The sequence below is a fragment of the Micromonospora sp. ALFpr18c genome, assembly GCF_008868155.1.
GTDB lineage: Bacteria > Actinomycetota > Actinomycetes > Mycobacteriales > Micromonosporaceae > Micromonospora.
In genome coordinates this window covers 1-21,751 of sequence record NZ_WBKR01000108.1, presented here as the reverse complement: position 1 = coordinate 21,751, position 21,751 = coordinate 1, and the positions used below count along the sequence as shown (strand labels likewise).

Genomic DNA, 21,751 nt, shown 5'->3' with positions numbered 1-21,751 from the left:
TTGCGCAGGAGAGGGGGGATGATGACGCACGCCTTGGGCCGGGTGCCCAGCTCACTCACCGGGCAGATCGTCACGCCCGGCGACCGCCGGTACGCGCAGCTGCGCTCGACGTACACCACGTCGGCGTCGCCGGCCGCCGTCCTGCTGCCGAAGACCACGGCGCAGGTGGTCGACGCGATCCGCTACGCGCGGGAGCAGCGGCTGCCCATCGCGGTCCGCAGCGGGGGGCACGGCTTCTCCGGAGCCTCCTCCAACAACGGTGGCGTGGTCATCGACCTGTCCATGCTCAACCGGGTGCAGGTGCTCGACGAGCGGGCCGGGCTGGTCCGGGTCGAGGCCGGCGCCCGGTGGGCGAACGTCGCGAAGGCGCTGGCCCCGTACGGCCTGGTGATCAGTTCGGGCGACTACGGCGGCGTGGGCGTGGGCGGTCTGGCCACCGGCGGCGGCGTCGGCTGGCTGGTACGCACCCACGGCCTCACCATCGACCGGATCCGGGCGGTCGAGGTGGTGCTCGCCGACGGGACGCTGGTCCGCGCCGACGCGGAGCACGAGCCGGAGCTGTTCTGGCTGGTCCGGGGCGCCGGCGCGGGGGCGGGCATCGTGGTGGCGTTCGAGATCGAGGCCGCCGAGCAGCGCAACGTCGGCGTGGCGCAGTTGGTCGTCGAGGCGCACGCGGACGGCCGTACCGTCCGGGAGTGGGCGAGCTGCCTCGCGCAGGCCCCCCGGGAGCTGTCCGCCGCCGCGGTGCTGTTCGCCGAGGGCCGCTCGGCGCTGATGTCCATCACCGCCGTGGTCGCCGCCGAGAGCCTGCGCCGGGTCCGGCCCGTGGTGGAGCCGCTGCTGGCCATCGGCAAGGTGCTCGAACACCGCACCGACCTGCTGCCCTACCCGACGTTGGTGCCGACCGCGCACCTGCACCCGAACGTGGGGCAGCAGCGGGGCACCACCACCAACGGCCTGTTCAGCGACCTGGACGACGCGGGCGCGCGGGCCGTGACACGGGCGGCGACCGGCCCGGGGCGGGCGGTGATCCAGCTCCGCTCGATGGGCGGCGCGGTCAACGACGTCGCCGCGGACGCGACCGCCTATCCGCACCGGCACCAGAACACCCTGGTCATCGCGTCGACGTTCCCGCCGCAGGGCGGTGCGGCGTTGGACATCGCCTGGCGGACCGTCGGCGCTCGGGCCGACGGCGCGTACGTCAACTTCGAGAGCCGACCGAACCCGGCCGCGTTCGCCCGGATCTACCCGGGTGAGACCGGTGCCCGGGTGCGCCGGCTGTGGAAGCGGTACGACCCGGACGGCGTGTTCCGCTCGGCCCTGCTGACCGGCCAGTCCCAGCGGTCCGGGCAGCCCGCGCGGTCCGGCCAGCCCCAGCGGTCCGGGCAGCCCGCGCGGTCCGGGCAGCGGTCCGGGCAGCCCGCGCGGTCCGGGCAGCGGTCCGGGCAGCCCCACCGCCGCCGCCGCTGACGGTCGGCGGGCCGGTCAGCGACGGGATGGGCGCACGCTCACGTCCGAATCCCGCCAGCCGAGGCCCCACCGAACGGGGCATCATCGGTGACGTGGAGATGGACTTCGAACGGTGCTACCGGGCCGTGGACAGCCGTGACCAGCGGTTCGACGGCTGGTTCTACACCGGCGTGACGTCCACCGGGATCTACTGCCGGCCGTCCTGCCCGGCCACCACACCCAAGCGGCAGAACGTCCGGTTCTTCCCGTCCGCCGCCGCGGCGCAGGGTGCCGGGCTGCGCGCCTGCCGCCGCTGCCGGCCGGACGCCGCACCCGGCTCGCCCGAGTGGGACGTCCGCGCCGACGTGGTGGGCCGGGCGATGCGGCTGATCGCCGACGGTGTGGTCGACCGCGGTGGCGTCCCGGGGCTGGCCGCCCGGCTCGGCTACACCGAGCGGCACCTGCACCGGATGCTGCGCGCCGAGATGGGTGCCGGCCCGCTCGCGCTGGCCCGGGCCCAGCGGGCCCAGACCGCCCGGATCCTGATCGAGACGACCGACCTCGGGATGGCCGAGATCGCGTTCGCCGCGGGTTTCGGCAGCGTGCGGCAGTTCAACGACACGGTCCGCGAGGTGTACGCGAGCGCGCCGTCCGAGCTGCGCACGGCCCGTGGCCGGCAGCGGGCACCATCTGGGGCGGGGACCATCTCGCTGCGGCTGGCGTACCGCCCGCCGCTGCACGCCCGGGCGTTGCTGGACTTCCTGGCGCTGCGGGCGCTGCCGGGCGTGGATGAGGTGCGCGACGGGACGTACCACCGGGGGTTGCGGTTGCCGCACGGTGCCGGCCAGGTGGCCCTGACCCCGGCGGACGGCTACGTGGCGGCGACGCTGCGCCTGACCGACCTGCGCGACCTGGCGCCGGCGGTGGCCCGTTGCCGCCGCCTGCTCGACCTGGACGCGGACCCGGCCGCCATCGACGCCACGCTGGCAACGGACCCGGCGCTGGCCCGGTCGGTGGCAGCCGAGCCCGGCATCCGGGTCCCCCGGGCGGTGGACGGCTTCGAAATGGCCGTCCGAGCCATCATCGGCCAACAGGTCTCGGTGCTCTCCGCCCAGAAAACCCTCACCCGCCTCACCGCCCACCGCGTTGATCATGAGGTTGACGAGGCCAATGGAGATCGAACTCCCGGCCAACCTCATGATCACCGGGGGGACCTGCGGGGGTTCTTGAGCGCGGAGGAACTGCTGGGGGTTCCGGATTCGAGATTCGGGATGCCGGGTGGGCGGCGGGAGACCCTGCGGGCCCTGGCTCGGGCGGTCGCCGACGGAACCGTGGACCTCGCGCCGGGAGTGGACCGGGAGGAGACCGTTCGCGGGCTGCTCGCGCTGCCCGGTATCGGTCCGTGGACCGCCAACTATCTGGCCATGCGCGCCCTCGGCGACCCGGACGTCCTGCTCGGCACCGACCTCGCGGTCCGACGCGGCGCGGCCGCGCTCGGCCTGCCCGACAACCCCACAACCCTTGAGAGGTACGCCGAGCGTTGGCGTCCCTGGCGGTCCTACGCCACGATCAGACTCTGGAGAGCGGCATGAGCATCGACAGCACCGTGGTGAGCACCCCGGCCGGCCCACTGAGCATCCTCGCCGGCCCGGACGGCGACGTACGGGCGGCCGGCTTCACTCCCGACCCGGCGGCGCTGCTGCCCCTGGTGCACCCCACGCTGCGCGCGCCCCTGCGTCAGCGGGACGACCTGGGCCCGATCAGCGCGGCCGTCCGGTCCTACCTGGACGGTGACCTCGCCGCCATCGACGCGGTCCCGGTGCGGCAGCGCACCGGCGGCGAGTTCATGGCGCACGCCTGGCAGGTGCTGCGCGACGTGCCTCCGGGCACCCCGGTCACCTACACCGGGTACGCGGCGCTGGCCGGTCGACCACCGGCGGTACGGGCCGCCGCGGCCGCCTGCGCCCGCAACGCCGCCGCACTGTTCGTGCCCTGCCACCGGGTGCTGCGCACCGACGGCACACTCGGCGGCTACCGCTGGGGGCTGGACGTGAAGAAGTGGCTTCTCGGTCATGAGCGGCGGTTGACAACAAGCTGACACTGGCATCGACAGCTATTGACGCTACCGTCGGGTAGTGCCTGCGGAGAACGACGGCAACCCGGCCGCCCGGGTCGCCGCGGGCCCCCACCCCGTGCACAACCTCTGGCGGCTGCGCCACTACCTGCGCCCGTTCGCCGCCGAGTTCGCCTGGCTGCTCGTCGCGGGGCTCGCCGGCACGGCCGCCGGGATCGCCGTACCCCTGGTGGTGCAGCGGGTCGTGGACGGGCCGGTGGCCCGGCACGAGCCCGGCGGGCTGGTCCAGCTCGGCGGCCTGGCGCTGCTGCTCGGCGTGGTCGAGGCGGTGCTCATCTTCATCCGCCGGTGGGTGCAGTCCTCGTCCGCGGTGGGCATGGAGGCGGCACTGCGCGCCGACGTCTACGCCCACCTGCAACGGCTGCCGACCAGCTTCCACGACCGCTGGCAGTCCGGTCAGCTGCTCTCCCGGATCACCAGCGACCTGTCGGCGATCCGCCGGTTCCTCTCCTTCGGCGTGTTCTTCCTGCTGCTCAACCTCACCACCTACGTGGTGGTCGTGGCGCTGCTCGTGCACCTGCACCCGGCGCTCGGGCTGCTGGTCGCGGCCAGCGCGGTGCCCCTGCTGCTGATCAGCCGCCGGTTCGGCCGGCACTACCACGCCGCGTCGCGCCGGATGCAGGACCAGCAGGGCGACGTGGCGACCCTGGTCGAGGAGACCGCGCAGGGGTTGCGCACCATGAAGGCGTACGGCCGGGGGCCTGAGCTGGCCGCCCGCTTCGCCGGCGGGGCCCGGACGTTGCACGACACGGGCGTGGGCAAGGGCCGGCTGATGGCCAACACCTCGGCGCTGCTCGACCTGGTGCCGAACGTGACCCTGGGCGTGGTGCTGGTCGCCGGGGCGGCCGCCGCCGCGCGGGGCGCACTCACCATCGGCGAGTTGGTCGCGTTCGTGAGTCTGCAACTGATGCTCATCTGGCCGGTGCAGTCGCTCGGCTGGATCATCGCCAACGGCCAGGAGGCCGCCACCGCCGCCGACCGGGTCCAGGAGGTGCTGGACACCCCGCCGCAGATCGTGGACGCGCCCGAGGCGCTCGTGCTGCCCCGCGACGCGGTCGTCGGCCGGCTCCGCTTCGAACGGGTGGCGTTCCGCTACCCCGGCGCCGCCACCCCGGTGCTGCGCGAGGTCGACCTGACCATCGAGCCGGGCGAGACGCTGGCCCTGGTGGGTGCCACCGGCTGCGGCAAGAGCACCCTGCTCTCCCTGGTGCCCCGCCTGAACGACGTGACCGGCGGCCGGATCACCCTGGACGGGCACGACCTGCGCGACCTCCGGTTGGACTCGCTGCGCCGGCTGGTCGGGATGGCGTTCGAGGAGCCGACGCTGTTCTCGATGTCGATCCGGGAGAACCTCACCCTGGGGCGCCCGGACGCCGGCGACGACGAGGTCCGCGCCGCGCTCGCGCTCGCGCAGGCCGATTTCGCGTACGACCTGCCGTGGGGGTTGGCCACGAGAGTGGGTGAGCAGGGGCTGTCGCTCTCCGGCGGGCAACGGCAGCGGCTCGCACTGGCCCGCGCCGTGCTCGGCCATCCGGCGTTGCTGGTGCTGGACGACCCGCTGTCCGCCCTCGACGTGCACACCGAGGCGCTGGTCGAGGCGGCCCTGCGGCGGGTCCTGCGCGGCAGCACCGCACTGCTGGTGGTGCACCGCCCGTCGACGATCGCCCTCGCCGACCGGGTCGCCCTGCTCGACGACGGGCGGATCACCGCGATCGGCCGGCACTCCGAGCTGCTGGCCAGCGTGCCGGCGTACCGGGCACTGCTCGCCGCCGAACCGCCGGCCGGAGAGCCACCGCCGGCCGCGTCCACCCCGGACGGGTGGGGGCTGGTGCGCTCGTGACGGTGCCCGAGCAGGCCGACCCGCCACCCGGGGACGAACCGGAGCTGACCCGCTGGCGCGGGACGGCCACCGACCCGGAGGCCGACCGGAGCCGCGCCGAGGACAGCAGCCCGGAGGCGGTGCAACGACTGCGCCGACTCAGTCGTACCCTGCTGGCCGACCTGCTCCGCCCGCACCGACGCCGGCTCGCCGCCGCCGTCGGCCTGCTGCTGACGCAGAACGCCGCCGCGATGGCCGGCCCGTATCTGGTCATGGTCGGCATCGACCGGTGCATCGCGCCGCTGCGGGCCGGCGACCCGGTCCCGTTGACCGCCGTCGCGGGAGCGTTCGCCTCCGCCGCCGTCACCGAGTACGCGGCCCGCCGGGGCTTCCTGACCCTCTCCGCCCGGATCGGCCAGGCCGTCCTGCTGGACCTGCGGCAGCGGGTGTTCGGCCACTTCCTGCGACTGTCGGTGGGCTTCCACGAGCGGTACACGTCCGGTCGGATGGTCTCCCGGCTCACCAGTGACCTGGACTCGATCGCGGAACTCGTCGACGGCGGCATCGACAGCCTGGTGCTGGCCGCGCTGTCGATCCTGTCGGTGGCCGCCATCCTGCTCTGGCTGGACCTGCCGCTGGCCGCGGTGACGCTGTTCGCGTTCCCGTTCCTGTTCTGGCTCTCCCGCTGGTTCGCCCGGGCGTCGGCCGGCGCGTACCGGCGGACCCGCGAGGCGGTCGCGCTGGTCATCGTGCACTTCGTCGAGTCGATGCGGGGCATCCGGGCCGTGCAGGCGTTCCGCCGGGAACCCCGCAACCAACGGATCTTCGTGGCCCTCGGCGACGAGTACCGGCGGACCAGCCTGCACGCGTTCCGCCTGATCGCCACCTACTCCCCCGCGATCAAGCTGATCGGCAACGTCACCGTGGCGGTGGTGCTCTGCTACGGCGGCTGGCGGGTGCTCGGCGGACGGACCGAGGTCGGGGTGCTCGCCGCGTTCCTGCTCTATCTGCGTCGCTTCTTCGAGCCGATGCAGGAGCTGAGCCAGTTCTACAACTCGCTCCAGTCGGCCACCGCCGCCCTGGAGAAACTCGCCGGGGTGCTCGACGAGCGGCCCAGCGTCGCCGAGCCGGCCCGGCCGGTGGCGCTGCCGGCCGGCCCCGGTCACGGCGAACTGACCTTCCGGGCGGTGTCCTTCGGCTACCGCGCGGGCACCCCGATCCTCGCCGGGTTGGAACTGACCGTGCCGGCCGGGCAGACCGTGGCCCTGATCGGGCCGACCGGCGCCGGCAAGTCGACCATCGCCAAGCTGGTCGCCCGGTTCCACGACCCGGACACCGGCACGGTCCGCCTCGACGGGGTCGACCTGCGCGACGTGGGCGACGCCGACCTGCGCCGCGCGGTGGTGCTGGTGACCCAGGAGAACCACCTGTTCAGCGGGACCGTGGCGGAGAACATCCGGTTCGGCCGGCCCGGCGCGGACGACGCCGCGGTGCAGGCCGCCGCCCGCGCGATCGGCGCGCACGACTTCATCGCCGCGCTACCCGACGGGTACGCCACCCAGGTGCACCGGCGCGGCGGCCGGCTCTCCGCCGGGCAGCGGCAGCTCGTCGCGTTCGCGCGGGCGTTCCTCGCCGACCCGGCGGTGCTGATCCTGGACGAGGCGACGTCGTCGCTGGACGTGCCGACCGAACGGCTGGTGCAGCGGGCGCTCAGCACCATCCTGCACGACCGCACCGCCCTGGTGATCGCGCACCGACTCTCCACCGTGGAAACCGCCGACCGGGTGCTCGTCGTCGACGGCGGACGGATCGTCGAGGACGGCCCGCCGGCCGTGCTGGCCGAGGCGGACGGACGGTACGCGGCCCTGCACCGCCAGTGGCGCGACTCGTTGGTCTGAGCCAGCGATACGCAACTACGTGGCTGGGCCCTCCGGTGATGCCTACGATCGCAGGATGACCGATACGGCGAGGACGGCCCGCGCCGGTGTCCCCGAACGTCCGACCCTGGACGGGCTCGAAGACACCTGGGCGCACCGCTGGCAGGAGGAGGGCACGTACGCGTTCGACCGCGCGAAGCAGCGCGGTGACGTGTACGCCATCGACACCCCGCCGCCGACCGTATCGGGCGAGCTGCACATGGGCCACGTGTTCTCGTACACGCACACCGACACCGTGGCGCGGTATCAGCGGATGCGCGGCAAGGCGGTCTTCTACCCGATGGGCTGGGACGACAACGGTCTGCCCACCGAACGTCGGGTGCAGAACGTGTACGGGGTGCGCTGCGATCCGGCGCTGCCGTACGACCCGGTGTGGCGGCCACCCGCGACGCCGGTCGACGAGGCGGCACGCCGCGACCCCACCCCGCTCTCCCGGCGCAACTTCATCGAGCTGTGCGAGCAGCTGACGGTCGCCGACGAGCAGGTCTTCGAGGCGCTGTGGCGGCGGCTCGGGCTGTCGGTGGACTGGTCGTTGACGTACACGACGATCGGTCGGGTGGCGCGCGCGACCAGCCAGCGGGCGTTCGTGCGCAACCTGCTGCGCGGCGAGGCGTACCAGGCCCAGGCGCCGACGTTGTGGGACGTCGGCTTCGCCACCGCGGTCGCCCAGGCCGAGTTGGAGGATCGGGAGCGGCCCGGCGCGTACCACCGGTTGCGGTTCACCGCGCCCGGCGGCCGTGAGGTGCTCATCGACACCACCCGGCCGGAGCTGCTGCCGGCCTGTGTGGCGCTGGTCTGCCACCCGGACGACGAGCGGTACGCCGACCTGGTCGGCGGCACGGTGCGCAGCCCGCTGTTCGCCGTCGACGTGCCGGTGCACGCCCATCCGCTCGCCGACCCGGCGAAGGGCACCGGCATCGCGATGGTCTGCACGTTCGGCGACCTGACCGACGTGACGTGGTGGCGCGATCTCGGCCTCGACACCCGGGTGGTGATCGGTCGGGACGGCCGCCTGCTCCCCGAGCCGCCGGCCGGGGTGCCGGCCCAGCCGTACGCGGCGCTGGCCGGGCAGACCGTCAACGGCGCCCGCCGGGAGATCGTCGGGATGCTCACCGACGCGGGTGACCTGGTCGGCGAACCGCGCCCGATCACCCATCCGGTCAAGTTCTACGAGCGCGGCGACCGGCCACTGGAGATCGTCTCGACCCGGCAGTGGTACCTGCGCAACGGCGGCCGGGATGCCGAGCTGCGGGCGACGCTGCTGGCCCGGGGCGAGGAGCTGCGTTGGGTACCGGCGCACATGAAACACCGCTACGACAACTGGGTGGGTGGCCTGACCGGGGACTGGCTGGTCAGTCGCCAGCGCTTCTTCGGGGTGCCGGTGCCGGTGTGGTACCGGCTCGACAGCGCTGGCGAGCCGGACTGGTCCCACCCTCTCACGCCGGACGAGTCCGCGCTGCCGGTCGATCCGTCCAGTGACCCGGCGCCCGGGTTCGACGAGTCCCAGCGCGGCCGGCCGGGTGGCTTCATCGGCGACCCGGACGTGCTGGACACCTGGGCCACGTCGTCGCTGACCCCGCAGATCGTCGGCGGTTGGGAGACCGACCCGGACCTGTTCGCGCGGGTCTTCCCGATGGACCTCCGCCCGCAGGGGCAGGAGATCATCCGGACCTGGCTGTTCGACACCGTGGTCCGGTCGCACTTCGAGCACGGCGTGCTGCCCTGGCGGGACACCGTGCTGTCCGGTTGGATCCTCGACCCGGACCGGAAAAAGATGGCCAAGTCCAAGGGGAACGTGGTGACCCCGCTCGCGCTGCTGGAGCAGCACGGCTCGGACGCGGTGCGCTACTGGGCGGCCAGTGGCAAGCCCGGCACGGACCTGGCGTTCGACCCGGCGCAGATCAAGGTCGGCCGTCGGCTGGCCACCAAGCTGCTCAACGCGTCCAAGTTCGCGCTCGGGCTGGGCGCGGCGGACGCACTGCGCGCCCCCGCGACGACCCCCCTGGACCGGGCCATGCTCGCCGAGCTGACCACCGTGGTCGCCACGGCGAGCACCGCCTTCGACGCGTACGACCACACGACCGCGTTGCAGGTGACCGAGGCGTTCTTCTGGCGGTTCTGCGACGACTACATCGAGCTGGTCAAGGATCGCGCCTACGGCACCGGGGCGGCGGCCGACTCGGCGCGGGCGGCACTGGCCTCCGCGCTGTCGGTGCAGTTGCGGCTGTTCGCACCGGTGCTGCCGTACGTCACCGAGGAGGTCTGGTCCTGGTGGCGGTACGGCTCGGTGCACCGGGCGCCGTGGCCCACCACGTACGAGGTGGCCCGGACGATCGAGGGCACCGGAGACCCCGCGCTGCTGCGGCTCGCCGGTGACGCGTTGGGCCAGGTGCGGAGGGCCAAGTCGGAGCGGAAGCTGTCGATGAAGGCCGAGGTGCCGCTGGCCGAGGCGCTCGGCCCGGCGGCGCTGCTGGAACAGCTCACCCTGGTCGCCGACGACGTGCGTGCGGCGGGCCGGATCGGCAAACTCGACCTGCTCCCGGACCGGACCCCGGAACTCGTCATCGCCTGCGCCTTCTGACCCGCGTCCGCCGCCGCCCACCCCCCGGGGGCGGCGGCGGACGGGTCGTCACCAGCCGCGCAGGAAGCGCAGGCCGAGCAGGATCGAGGCGACGGCCGGCCCGACCAGCAACGTGATCGCCTGGAGCCGGTACGGCATCCGGTGCCGGGTCAGCTCAACCGCGTTGCCCAGCACTATCGCCCCGGCCAGCATGAGGAACGCACCCCACCAGCCGGTCTCCAGGTGGATCAGCTCCACCCGGATCAGTTGCAGCGTCAGCCCGAGCAACGCGCCGGTGAGCGCGAGCAGAGCCACCGCCCGGTGCAGGCCGCGGGCCAGCGGGTGGGCGGCCCGCCACTGGTAGGTGCCGGCGACCGCGAGGCAGGGCAGCACCACCAGCAGCGGCCACCCCCGACCCATCACACCGAACATCAGCAGCGCGCCCACCGCGAACACCAGGGTGCCGACGCAGGCGATGACGTACCCGGCGAAGGCCCGGCCACCACCCCGGGCCAGCAGCGGCCCGCCGCTGGCGGCGATCAACGCGGCCGGGATCAGGATGAAACCGGCCCACCAGTGGAACCGTCCGCTGCCCTGGGCGGCCGTCGCGACCGTGGCGCAGGCCAGCCCGGCGACCGCCAGGCTGGTCAGCCAGGGCCGGCTGCTCCGGGAGTACGGGTCAGACAACGACATCCGCTCCGCTTCGACGCTCACGCCCACCAGCGTGGCCCGTCGCGCCCCCGGCCGTCCATCCGGCCAGCACTACCGCCGGGCGGTGGCTGGCCGGAACAGCACGGCGCACCGTCAGCTCGTCTCGCCGGCCACGCTGAACGAGCGCAGGCGGTCGACGGCCAGGACGGTGAAGCCGACGCTGACCAGCGCGGTCATCACCGCCGCCACCGGCACCGACACGCTGGTCTCCAGCAGCCCGGTGGGGGCGAGCCGGTCGGCGAGGGCGATCACGTACTGCTGGATGGAGAGCACCTTCGTGCCGCTGACGAAGTTGCCCAGCAGGCCCTCCCAGATCAGCACGTAGACCAGGCCGAGCAGGACCGGTCGCCGGGTGACGAGGCTGAGGGCGAGGAACAGCGCCGAGTACGCCAGCGCGCCGAGCGCCGACGCCACCGCGAGCGCCAGCCCGAGGCGTACCGAATCGGCCAGCACACCCGCGACGTAGATCGGCACCGCGACGGTGGCCGCGGAGACCCCGGCGGCGACCGCGAGCTTGGGCAGCACGATCTGCCAGCGCGGCAGCGGCTTGGTGAGGATGTGCACCACCGTGCCGTCGTCGATCTCGGCGCCCAGCACACCCGTGCCGATGATCAACGCTACGACCGGCAGCACCACGGCCAGGCCGAGGCCGACCAGCACCGGTGGCCCCCACTCGCCCGGGTCCACGTCCAGGGACCGGCAGAGCACCGCCAACCCGAGCAGCACCAGCGGCAGCGGAAGCAGCAGCAGGAACCGGCGCCGGCCGAAGAGCCCACGCGCGGTGATCCAGGTAATGGTCGACATGTTCTCAGGCCTCCACCAGGTAGGAGAAGACGCTCTCCAGGGACTCGTCGGACGGCACCAGCTGACGCACCCGGATGCCCCGGTTCAGGGCGATCCGGGGCAGCGCCCGGGTGAAGGCGCCGTAGTCGCCGGCACGCACGGTCAGGCCGGTGCGGTCCAACTCGACACCACTCACCGACGGCTCGGCGATCAGCGCGACGGCCAGCGCCCGGTCGTCGGTGGAGCGCACCGCGAAGACGTGCGGCCGGTTGGTCATCAACCGGCGGATGGTCCGGAAGTCGCCGGAGGCCGCCAGCCGGCCCGCCACCATCACCTGGACAGTCCCGGAGATCTGCTCGACCTCCTCCAGGATGTGCGAGCTGAACAGGATCGTCCGGCCGGCGTCACCCAGGGTGTGCAGCAGGTCCATCATGTGCAGCCGCTGCCGCGGGTCCATCCCGTTGAACGGCTCGTCGAGCAGCAGCACCTGCGGGTCGTGCACCATCGCGGCGGCCACCCGGGCCCGTTGCCGCATGCCCTTGGAGTACGTGCCGATGCGGCGGTCCTGCGCCGACTCCAGCTCCACCAGGTCGATCGCGCGCCGGGCCGCCGCCGCGGGGTCGGCCAGCCGGTGCAGCTTCGCGGAGGCCAGCACGAACTCGTACGCGGTGAGGAAGCTCTGCACCGCCTCCCGTTCACTGACCAGCCCCAACCGCCGGTAGACGTCCGGGTTACGCCAGGTCGGCTCGTCGTCGAGGGTCACCGTGCCGCGCGACGGGGCGAGGAACCCGGCCATCATGTGCAGCAGCGTGGTCTTGCCGGCACCGTTCGGGCCGAGCAGGCCCGTCACGCCCGGCCCCAGGGCCATGCTGATGTCGTTGACCGCGACCACGTTGCCGTACCACCGGGACACCCCGGTCAGGCTCAGCGTGCTCATGAGGAGGCGACCTTCCGGTAGCGGGCCAGCAGGAGGGCGGTCGCGCCGGCGACCAGCAGCACCGCGGCCAGGGCGTAGACCGGGCCGAACCCGCCGATGGACAGGCCAGCCTGGTCCCGTTCGACGAGCAGATCACCGAGCGCCCAGATGCCCGTCCCCCGCACCAGGGTGGGGGGCGAGGCGAGCCCGGCCAGCTCGTTGGCGGTACGCGACGGCAGGATGCTCAACGTGCCCACGATCGGGGTGGTCATCAGGAAGACCGCGACCACGCCACCGGCGGCGAAGGCACGCTTGCCGGTCAGCGACGCGACCAGCAGCCCGACCGAGGCGAAGACCACCGCCCACAGCCCGGCGTAGAGCAACCCGGGCAGCAGGTCGAGCAGCTCGTTCCAGACCCCACGGATGCCGTCCTTGGTGGTGAACGCGGCGCCCAGGAACATCACCAACTGCGGGCCGCCGAGCAGCAGCCAGAGCGCGGTCACCAGCGCCAGCAGCTTCGCCAGCGCGTAGTCGCCACGCGGCAGGGGTCGGGAGAAGTACAGCGGCAGGACACCGCTGCGCAGGTCCCGCGAGACCAGCTCGGGTGCGGCCACCGCGACGAAGAAGATGACCAGCCAGCTCATCGAGTCGGCGAACTGGGCGTACGTGGCGACCGGCTCGCCGATCTGGCTGCGGATCGCGGCCAGGGCCACCGCGACCAGGGTGACGATCCCGACCACCAGCCACGGGAAGATCTTGGCCTTGACGCTGCGCCCGAAACCGAACGCGGTCCGCAGCCCGTGCAGGTAGAGCGCGCCGAACACGTGCCGCCGGCCCAGCCTCGGGCCCTCGTAGCGCTGGTAGCCGATGTCGTGGATGACGCCGCTCGGCGCGGAGCGCACGGCGGCGGTGGACGGCTCAGGCATGGGTGAGCTCCCTCGTGGCGAAGAGTTCGGCCACCCGGTGCCGACGCTGGTCCAGTCGGTGCAGCGGCAGGTCCAGGTCGGCGACCGCACCGAGGATCAGGTCGTAGGTGCCGTCGTCGGCGAGTGGTACGAGAAGCAGCCGGCCGTCGCGGGCCACCGGCAGGTCGAGCGCGGCCAGCCGGGCGGCCAGCTCTTCGGTGCCCTCACTGACCTCCACGGCGAGCACGTCGGTGGCCGTCGTCATCGCGTCGATACGGTCGGCGCGCAGCAGCCGGCCGCCGTCGATGGCGACGAGCGTGTCGCAGATCCGCTCCACCTCCCCGAGCAGGTGCGAACAGACCAGCACGGAGATGCCGAACTCGGTGCCGATCCGGTGCACCAACGCCAGCATGGCGTCCCGGCCGGCCGGGTCCAGACCGTTGGTCGGCTCGTCGAGCAGCAGCAGGTCGGGGTCGTGCACCAGCGCCTGGGCCAGCTTCACGCGCTGCTTCATGCCGGTGGAGTAGCCGCCGACCGGACGGTAACGCTCCTCGTACAGCCCGACGTGGCGCAGCGCCTCCGAGGCACGTTCGCGGGCCGCGGTGCGGGGCAGGCCGCTCATCCGGCCGAGGTGGGTGACCAGCTCGGCGGCGGACAGGTCCGGTGGGAGGCAGTCGTGCTCCGGCATGTAGCCGACCCGGGCGCGGACCGCCGCGGGGTCGACGGTCGGGTCGATGCCGAGCACCGAGACCTGACCGCCGGTCGGGGCGATCAGGCCGAGCAGGATCTTGATCAGCGTGGATTTTCCGGCGCCGTTCGCGCCCACCAGGCCGATGATCCCGGGCTCGACGGCGACGGTGAGGTCGGCCAGCGCGGTGACCCGACCTCCGTACGTCTTGGTGAGCGACTGGGTCGCGATCAGTGTCACGCTGCCCAGCGTAGGGAGTCGATGCCCACCGGGGACACCGGCGCGCCCCCGGTACCCCCCTGATCCTTGCGGCTCAGGACCCCTAGGGTCCGCCGACGGGCGTTCGCGACGTTTTCGCCGGTCCCGCGTTCGGCCCGACCCCGCTTCGGGAAAGTCTCCTCCGGGGTGGCACCATTCACTTGCCGTTCACCGGGCAGTGTCGCGGCGGTCGCCGACGCGGGAGGGATCGTGATGGTCGAGGTGGGCGTCCCCAAGGTGAGTGTCGTGGTGCCGGCGTACAACTGCGGCCCACACATCGAGAAGCTGGCCGCCTCGCTGCTGCGCCAGTCGTTACCCGCCGGCGAGTTCGAGGCGATCTTCGTCGACGATGGTTCGACCGACGACACGGGGGCGCGGTTGGACCAGCTGGCCGCCCAGCACCCGCACATCAGGGTGCTGCACATCGAGAACTCGGGATGGCCGTCGCGCCCGCGCAACCTGGGCATCGACCACGCCCGCGGCGAGTACGTCTTCTTCGCCGACGACGACGACTGGTTCGCCGACCAGGCGCTGGAGCGGCTCTACGACTGCGCGAAGACGTACGACGCGGACGTGGTGGTCGGAAAGATGGCCGGGCACGGGCGCGCCGTGCCGCGGGAGCTGTTCCGCAAGAACCGCTTCGACGCCACCCTGGAGAACTCCCCGCTGATCGACAGCCTCACCTGCCACAAGCTGTTCCGCCGGGCGTTCCTCAACGAGCACGGCCTGCGGTTCCCGGAGGGCGGCAAGCGGCGCCTGGAGGACCACTCGGTGGTGGTGCGGGCCTGCTTCCTGTCCCGCCGCACCTGCGTGTTGTCCGACTACACCTGCTACCACCACGCGCAGCGCGCCGACGCGCGCAACGTCACCGCCGCCCGGCTGGACCCGTCGAGCTACTTCGAGAGCGTGCGGGACGCCCTGGACATCGTCGACGCCAACACCGAGCCGGGTCCGCTGCGCGACCGGCTGCACCGGCGGTGGCTGCGCAACGAGATGCTCAACCGGCTGCGCGGCAGGCGGCTGCTGTCCGCTCCGGAGGACTGGCTGGAGCAGATCGCGCTGGAGACCCAGAAGGTCATCCAGGACCGGTTCGCGCCGGGCGTCGCGGCCGGTCTGCCGCCCCTGCTGCGGGCTGTGGCGTACCTGGCCGAGCGGGGCCGGATCGCGGACCTGCGTCGGCTGGCCCGCTGGGAGGCGGGTATCGCCGCGCACGGCGCGATCGACGAAATCCAGCACGCCGACCGGGCCGTCACGATGACGGTCGCCGCCGAGTTGCGCTCGGCGGACCAGCCGGTTAGTTTCCGCTCCGACGAGGGCCGGGACGTGTTGGTGCTTCCGATCGAGGAGATCACCCCTGAGGTGCTCGACTCCACCGCGCAGGTCCGCAAGGCCCGGTTGGATGTGGTCGCCCGTCGGCGGGAGACCGGTGACGAGATCTTCCTGCCGGTGACCTACCGGACGGAGCGGGTCGCCGCGCCGTCCGGAGCGGACACCGTCCACCTGGTGCACCGGGCCACCACCACGATCGACTTCGGTGCCCTCAACGGTGGCCGGACCCGGGGCAGTTGGCTCCTCAAGGCCCGGATCACCAACGCCGGCTGGACCGAGGACGCGCGGCTGCCGCTGGTGTTCATCTGCCGGGCCGACGGCGCGCGGCCCCGGATCCGCGACGAGCGGAGGGTGTGGAACCGGATCCGCGACGAGCGGGTGTGGAACCGGGTGCGCTCGGCGGTGGGCCGAAGGATCCGCGGCTGATCCGCCCGCCCGGGTCGTGGAGTGGCGCCCTCGACCGATTGGCCGTCGGCTGCGAAACTGTGTGCCGGTCAGCGAGTGGGGGGTGTGGATGAGCAACGGCTGGGTGCTGCCCGACGAGGTGCTCCGGGGCGCGCCGGCGTACACGCCGCGTCCCGGTGAGCTGGCGGATCTTGAGCTGCTGCTGACCGGCGCGTACGCCCCGCTGACCGGTTTCATGACCCGCGCCGACCTGGTCTCGGTCAGCCGCCGTGGCCGGTTGGCCGACGGCACTCCGTGGCAGGTCGCGGTGACCCTCCAGGTGCCGACCGCGCTGGCCCAGGGCTTCGATCCCCGCGACCCGGCCCGCCGGGCGCTGGTGCTGACCGACGGCGAGGGCGCGCCCGTCGCCGGCCTGGACGTGTCGGACGTCTGGCCGGTGCGCGACGGCGTGGCCGGCGTCGGTGGCCAGGTCCGGCGGCTGGGCGACGGCGGCCACGGCCCGTTCCATCGGTTGCGCCGCAGCCCGGAGGAGGTGCGCGCGCTGCTGCCCCCGGGCCGGGTGCTCGGCGTGATCGCCGACCGGCCCCTGCACCGGCCGCAGCTCGCCCAGATCGCCCACGCCGCCCGTACCCTGGCCGCGCACCTGCTGGTGATGATCCCGGTCGGTGAGGGCGGAGTCGGTGGGCTCACCCCGGAGGCACTGGTCCGCACGATCTTCGCCGCCCGGGACCGGATGCCGCCCGCCACCCTGGTCGCGGTGCCGTTGTCGCACCGGCGGGAGGAGATCAGCGACGCGCTGCTGCGCGCCCGGGTCTCCGCCGCGTACGGGGTCACCCACCTGCTCTCCACCGGTGAGATGCTCTCCGGTGCCGGGCTGCGGGTGCTGGTGCCGCGCGAGCTGGCGTACGACAACCGGGACGGGCAGTGGCGGTGGCGGGAGGACATCCCGCCGCGCAACCGTCGCCTCGCGCTGACCCAGGATGAGATCGACGATCTGCTCGACCGGGGTTTCCCGCTGCCGGAGTGGCACACCCCGCCGGCGGTGGCGAAGGAGTTGGCCAAGGCCCGTCCGGCACGCCGGCATCGCGGGCTGGTGGTCTTCCTGACCGGGCTCTCCGGCTCCGGCAAGTCGACCATGGCCCGGGGGCTGACGGACGCGTTGCGGGAGAGCGGCGAGCGGACGGTGACCCTGCTCGACGGGGACGTGGTGCGCCGGGAGCTCTCCGCCGGGCTGGGCTACAGCAAGGCCGACCGGGATCTCAACGTCCGCCGGATCGGCTGGGTGGCCGCCGAGATCGCCCGACACCGGGGAGTCGCCGTGTGCTGCCCCATCGCCCCGTACGCGGCGGCCCGCGCCACCGCCCGGGAGATGGCCCTGGCCGCCGGGGCGGGCTTCGTGCTGGTGCATGTCTCCACCCCGCTGGAGGTGTGCGAGCAGCGGGACCGTAAGGGCCTGTACGCGCGGGCCCGCGCCGGCCTGCTCACCGGGATGACCGGTATCGACGACCCGTACGAGGTGCCGACGGACGCCGATCTGGTGCTGGACACCACCGATGTGAGCGTGCCGGAGGCGGTGGAGGCGGTGCTGAGCCACCTGACCGAGACCGGCTGGGTCGAATTGAAGATCCCCTCCAGCTGAGGCGTCGTCGCACCCCCCTTTTCTTCCGCCGGTACCCGCCACGCGCTAGTGTTCATCTTTGTTGGAACACGTTCGACCGCGTGAGAGTACGTGTGGACCCCGGGGAGGCACGGCAGATGCTCGCTCAGCAGCGGCAGACGGCCATCCTGGAGCGGGTCCGGTCCGCCGGCGGTGTCCGGGTGACCGACCTGGCCACCGAGTTCGGCGTCTCCGACATGACGATCCGGCGCGATCTGGAGGCGCTGCACGAGCGCGGCCTGCTGGCCAAGGTGCACGGCGGCGCCACGACGGCCGGCCCGAGTTCGACCGACGAGCCCGGCTTCCACGCCAAGTCGGTCCGCCAACTGGCGGAGAAGGCGGCCATCGCCGACCGGGCGGCACAGCTCGTCCGGCCCGGCGCGGCGGTCGCGCTGTCCGCCGGCACCACCACCGCCGAACTGGCCCGGAGGCTGGTGGACGTGCCCGGCCTGACCGTGGTGACGAACTCCCTGCCGGTGACCGAGATCCTGCACGCCGGCGGTCGACCGGACCAGACGGTCGTGCTCACCGGCGGCGTACGCACACCGTCGGACGCGTTGGTCGGCCCCCTCGCGGTCGACGCCATCCGGACGCTGCACCTGGATCTGCTCTTCCTGGGCGTGCACGGCATCACCGAACGGGCCGGCTTCACCACCCCCAACCTCATGGAGGCGGAGACCGACCGGGCGTTGGTGGCGGCGGCCGACCGGCTGGTGGTGCTCGCCGACCACACCAAGTGGGGCACCGTGGGCATCTCCTCGATCGTCGCGCTGGCGGCGGCACACGTACTGGTCAGCGACGAGGCGTTGCCTCCGCCCGCGCGACGGGTACTCGACGAACAGGTGGGTGAACTGATCATCGTGAAGGCGACGGGGGCAGGCCGCGCGACGCGCACGCCGACGAGTGAGGGGACGGCGCCGTGAAGCGCACCGCGATCGACCTGGCCGACGGCCGGGAGCTGATCTACTTCGACGAGCGCGACGACGCCGTACGCGACCAGCCGGACCGCCGCGACCTGCCGCCGCCGCCGCCCGCCTCCCAACTGCGCTACGACCCGCTGACCGACGAATGGGTGGCGGTGGCCGTGCACCGGCAGACCCGCACCTTCCTCCCGCCGGCGAACGAGTGCCCGCTCGACCCGTCCGTCGGTGACCGGCTGACCGAGATCCCGGCCCCCGACTACGACGTGGTCGTCTTCGAGAACCGGTTCCCGTCGCTGAGTGGACGGGTGGCCGACGAACCCGGGGAGATCACGCCGTTCACACCGGTCCGCCCCGGCCTGGGCAGGTGCGAGGTGGTCTGCTTCACCTCGGACCACAACGCCTCGTTCGCCAGCCTCCCCCCGAGCCGGGTCCGCACCGTGCTGGACGCGCTCGCCGACCGGACCGAGGTGCTCGGCGAGCTGCCGGGTGTGGAGCAGGTGTTCTGCTTCGAGAACCGGGGCGTGGAGATCGGTGTCACGCTGCACCACCCGCACGGGCAGATCTACGCGTACCCCTTCGTGACGCCGCGCACCCGGGCGCTGCTGGCCGCGGCCCGCCGGCACGCCGAGCGGACCGGCGGCAACCTGTACGCGGACGTGCTGGCCGCCGAACGCGCCTCCGGCGACCGGGTGGTCACCGAGAACGAGCACTGGACGGCGTTCGTCCCGGCGGCGGCCCGCTGGCCGTTCGAGGTGCACGTGGCGCCACGCCGGGTGGTGCCGGACATCCCGGCGCTCAGCGACAGCGAGCGGGACGCCTTCGGGCCGCTCTACCTGGATCTGCTGCGCCGCTTCGACGGGCTGTTCGACATGCCGATGCCGTACATCTCGGCGTGGCACCAGGCGCCGGTGCGGGTCGACCGCGAGTTGGGCCACCTGCACCTGCAGCTGTTCAGCATCCGGCGGGCCACGGACAAGCTGAAGTACCTGGCGGGCTCCGAGTCCGGGATGGGTGTCTTCATCAACGACATCTCGCCGGAGCGGGCCGCCGAATTGCTGCGCGCCGCCTGACCCCCCGGCGGGAAACAGGGCGCGGGGGGCCCGGGACAGGGCCCCCCGCAGGGAAGGGACGGCTGGCTGTGCACGACACAGCCGGGAAGGCTGGCTGATCGGCAGGCGTTGCCGCGAGGCGACCGAAGTCAACCTTCCTGGACGCGACTGGCATCTCGTCCACCCTGGTCAACGAGGCGCGCCGGGCGCGGTGACGCCGAGGCCGTGTGTCGAGCACTGGACACGCCGGAGCCCGCCGACACCTGCCGACGGGCTCCGGTGCTGTGGTATCTGCCGGCTCAGGCGAGCTTGCGGGCCAGGTTCTCGTCGAGCGCGTTCATGAACTCGTCGGTGGTCAGCCACGGGGCGTCGCGCGAGATGAGCAGCGCGAGGTCCTTGGTCATCTGGCCGCCCTCGACGGTGTCGACGATGACCTGCTCCAGGGTGTTGGCGAACTCGGTGACCGCCGGCGTGCCGTCCAGCTTGCCCCGGTGGGCCAGGCCCCGGGTCCAGGCGTAGATCGACGCGATGGGGTTGGTCGAGGTCTTCTCGCCCTTCTGGTACTGCCGGTAGTGCCGGGTGACCGTGCCGTGCGCGGCCTCCGCCTCGACGGTACGGCCGTCCGGGGAGAGCAGGACGGAGGTCATCAGACCCAGCGAGCCGAAGCCCTGCGCGACGGTGTCGGACTGCACGTCACCGTCGTAGTTCTTGCAGGCCCAGACGTAGCCGCCCTCCCACTTGAGCGCGGCGGCGACCATGTCGTCGATGAGCCGGTGCTCGTAGGTGATGCCGGCGGCGGCGAACTCGTCCTTGAACTCGGTCTCGAACACCTCGGCGAAGATGTCCTTGAACCGGCCGTCGTACGCCTTGAGGATGGTGTTCTTGGTGGACAGGTAGACCGGGTAGTTGCGGTCCAGCCCGTACCGGAACGACGCCCGGGCGAAGTCCCGGATCGACTCGTCGTAGTTGTACATGCCCATGGCGATGCCGCCGCCGGGGAAGTTGGCGACCTCCATCTCCATCGGCGCGCCGCCGTCGGCCGGGGTGTAGGTGATGGTCACCGTGCCCGGGCCGGGGACGACGAAGTCGGTGGCCTTGTACTGGTCACCGTGGGCGTGCCGGCCGATGATGATCGGCTTGGTCCAGCCGGGGACCAGCCGCGGCACGTTGGACATGATGATCGGCTCGCGGAAGACCACGCCACCGAGGATGTTGCGGATGGTGCCGTTGGGCGACCGCCACATCTTCTTCAGGCCGAACTCCTCCACCCGGGCCTCGTCCGGGGTGATGGTCGCGCACTTGACGCCGACGCCGTGCTCCTTGATGGCGTTGGCGGCGTCAACGGTGACCTGGTCGTCGGTCTCGTCGCGGTGCTGGATCGACAGGTCGTAGTAGTGCAGGTCGACGTCGAGGTAGGGCAGGATCAGCTGCTCCCGGATCTGCTTCCAGATGATCCGGGTCATCTCGTCGCCGTCGAGCTCCACGACCGGGTTGTTTACCTTGATCTTCGCCATCGGCCGGCGCTCCTCTCGGGGGACACGTGCTCAAGCAGTACGAGCGTACTGCAATTGGGCCGGCAGCCCCCAGCCGGCCTCGACCGGCCGGCGGAAACCGGGCTGCGCAGCGCGGAAATGCTTGGCATCATCGCCCGATGCCAGTGAGCCGCACCCTCGGGTCTATCACGGTCACTGCCCTCACCGACTCCGAGGGTGCCTTCTTCCAGCCCCGGACGCAGGCGTTCCCGCACGCCACGGCGGCCCAGTGGGCGGAGGCCGACCGGCGCGACCCGGCCTCGGTGACCGCCGACGGGCAGTGGTGGCTGACGTTCCGCAGCTTCGCGATCCGCTCCGGCGACGGGCCGGTCACCCTGATCGACGCCGAGCTCCGGGTGGTCGACGGTGCGACAACCCTGACCCCGGCGGTACGACTGCTGCCCACCCCCGGCCACACGCCCGGCCACCAGTCGGTGCTCGTGACCTCGGTCGACGACCGGATGCTGCTCACCGGCGACCTGCTGGTGCACATGGTGCAACTCGTCGACCCGGACCTGGCGTACGCCCATGAGGAGGACCGGGAACAGGCCCGCACCTCCCGGCTGACCGCCCTGCGCACCCACTCCCCGACCGTCCTGGCCACCCCCCACCTGTGCGACCCGTTCACCGCCCTGAAGGCCAGTTGATCATGAGGTTGACGAAGGCGTTGATCCCCATCACCCCCGCTAACCTCAT

The 21,751-nt window shown here is 72.7% G+C and carries 17 protein-coding genes; 11 read left to right on the top strand and 6 right to left on the bottom strand.

Translation table 11 applies throughout. The features are described 5' to 3' along the window. From F8271_RS34000 to valS, 6 genes are all read left to right on the top strand, one after another. On the top strand, positions 1-1,470 hold a 1,470-nt coding region (locus tag F8271_RS34000), incomplete at its 5' end, for an FAD-binding oxidoreductase (RefSeq protein WP_305069491.1). Positions 1,471-1,562: 92 nt separating this feature from the next. After that, positions 1,563-3,041 carry a DNA-3-methyladenine glycosylase 2 family protein gene (locus F8271_RS19210; RefSeq protein ID WP_151491145.1) on the top strand — a complete coding sequence of 493 codons (1,479 nt, stop codon included), beginning with the start codon at positions 1,563-1,565 and terminating at the stop codon, positions 3,039-3,041. Next, positions 3,038-3,547: a methylated-DNA--[protein]-cysteine S-methyltransferase gene (locus F8271_RS19205; RefSeq protein ID WP_151491144.1), complete on the top strand. Its 510-nt coding sequence runs from the start codon at positions 3,038-3,040 to the stop codon at positions 3,545-3,547. Before F8271_RS19210 ends, F8271_RS19205 begins: the two co-directional genes overlap by 4 nt. Positions 3,548-3,584: 37 nt before the next feature. Beyond that, entirely contained in the window at positions 3,585-5,423 is a 1,839-nt protein-coding gene (locus tag F8271_RS19200) for an ABC transporter ATP-binding protein (protein WP_151491143.1), read from the top strand. Next, positions 5,420-7,300: an ABC transporter ATP-binding protein gene (locus F8271_RS19195; RefSeq protein ID WP_151491142.1), complete on the top strand. Its 1,881-nt coding sequence runs from the start codon at positions 5,420-5,422 to the stop codon at positions 7,298-7,300. Before F8271_RS19200 ends, F8271_RS19195 begins: the two co-directional genes overlap by 4 nt. Before the next feature lie 55 nt (positions 7,301-7,355). Beyond that, positions 7,356-9,920 carry a valine--tRNA ligase gene (gene valS / locus F8271_RS19190; RefSeq protein WP_151491141.1) on the top strand — a complete coding sequence of 855 codons (2,565 nt, stop codon included), beginning with the start codon at positions 7,356-7,358 and terminating at the stop codon, positions 9,918-9,920. A gap of 48 nt (positions 9,921-9,968) precedes the next feature. Here valS and F8271_RS19185 read toward each other — a convergent pair whose 3' ends face one another. From F8271_RS19185 to F8271_RS19165, 5 genes are all read right to left on the bottom strand, one after another. Then, the gene (locus F8271_RS19185) at positions 9,969-10,613 is read right to left on the bottom strand and encodes a hypothetical protein (protein WP_151491140.1); all 645 of its coding nucleotides are present in this window, start codon (positions 10,611-10,613) and stop codon (positions 9,969-9,971) included. A gap of 90 nt (positions 10,614-10,703) precedes the next feature. Further along, complete coding sequence (locus F8271_RS19180; protein WP_151491139.1) at positions 10,704-11,414, bottom strand: ABC transporter permease subunit; 711 nt, start codon at positions 11,412-11,414, stop codon at positions 10,704-10,706. Between the two features lie 4 nt (positions 11,415-11,418). Further along, positions 11,419-12,330, bottom strand: a complete 912-nt coding sequence (locus F8271_RS19175; RefSeq protein ID WP_151491138.1) for an ABC transporter ATP-binding protein — start codon at positions 12,328-12,330, stop codon at positions 11,419-11,421. Then, a complete protein-coding gene (locus tag F8271_RS19170) occupies positions 12,327-13,235 on the bottom strand; it encodes an ABC transporter permease (protein WP_151491137.1) in 909 nt (302 codons plus the stop codon). Before F8271_RS19170 ends, F8271_RS19175 begins: the two co-directional genes overlap by 4 nt. Next, a complete protein-coding gene (locus F8271_RS19165) occupies positions 13,228-14,142 on the bottom strand; it encodes an ABC transporter ATP-binding protein (protein WP_151491136.1) in 915 nt (304 codons plus the stop codon). The genes F8271_RS19170 and F8271_RS19165 overlap by 8 nt, the downstream gene beginning before the upstream one ends. 231 nt (positions 14,143-14,373) lie before the next feature. Here F8271_RS19165 and F8271_RS19160 point away from each other — a divergent pair, with 231 nt between their 5' ends. The 4 genes from F8271_RS19160 (at position 14,374) to galT (ending at position 19,544) form a co-directional block, all read left to right on the top strand. Continuing rightward, a complete protein-coding gene (locus F8271_RS19160) occupies positions 14,374-15,915 on the top strand; it encodes a glycosyltransferase (RefSeq protein WP_151491148.1) in 1,542 nt (513 codons plus the stop codon). Positions 15,916-16,003: 88 nt separating this feature from the next. After that, positions 16,004-17,533 (top strand): adenylyl-sulfate kinase, encoded by a 1,530-nt coding sequence (gene cysC, locus F8271_RS19155; protein ID WP_151491135.1) that lies wholly within the window; start codon positions 16,004-16,006, stop codon positions 17,531-17,533. A 116-nt stretch (positions 17,534-17,649) separates the two neighbouring features. Continuing rightward, positions 17,650-18,474: a DeoR/GlpR family DNA-binding transcription regulator gene (locus F8271_RS19150; RefSeq protein WP_151491147.1), complete on the top strand. Its 825-nt coding sequence runs from the start codon at positions 17,650-17,652 to the stop codon at positions 18,472-18,474. Further along, entirely contained in the window at positions 18,471-19,544 is a 1,074-nt protein-coding gene (gene galT, locus F8271_RS19145; protein ID WP_151491134.1) for a galactose-1-phosphate uridylyltransferase, read from the top strand. The genes F8271_RS19150 and galT overlap by 4 nt, the downstream gene beginning before the upstream one ends. Before the next feature lie 278 nt (positions 19,545-19,822). Here galT and F8271_RS19140 read toward each other — a convergent pair whose 3' ends face one another. Continuing rightward, positions 19,823-21,037, bottom strand: coding sequence for an NADP-dependent isocitrate dehydrogenase (locus F8271_RS19140; RefSeq protein WP_151491133.1), 1,215 nt, complete (start codon positions 21,035-21,037; stop codon positions 19,823-19,825). 137 nt (positions 21,038-21,174) lie between these two features. Between F8271_RS19140 and F8271_RS19135 the strand changes: the two genes are divergently transcribed. Further along, positions 21,175-21,702: an MBL fold metallo-hydrolase gene (locus tag F8271_RS19135; RefSeq protein ID WP_151491132.1), complete on the top strand. Its 528-nt coding sequence runs from the start codon at positions 21,175-21,177 to the stop codon at positions 21,700-21,702. The last annotated feature ends 49 nt before the right edge of the window (positions 21,703-21,751 follow it).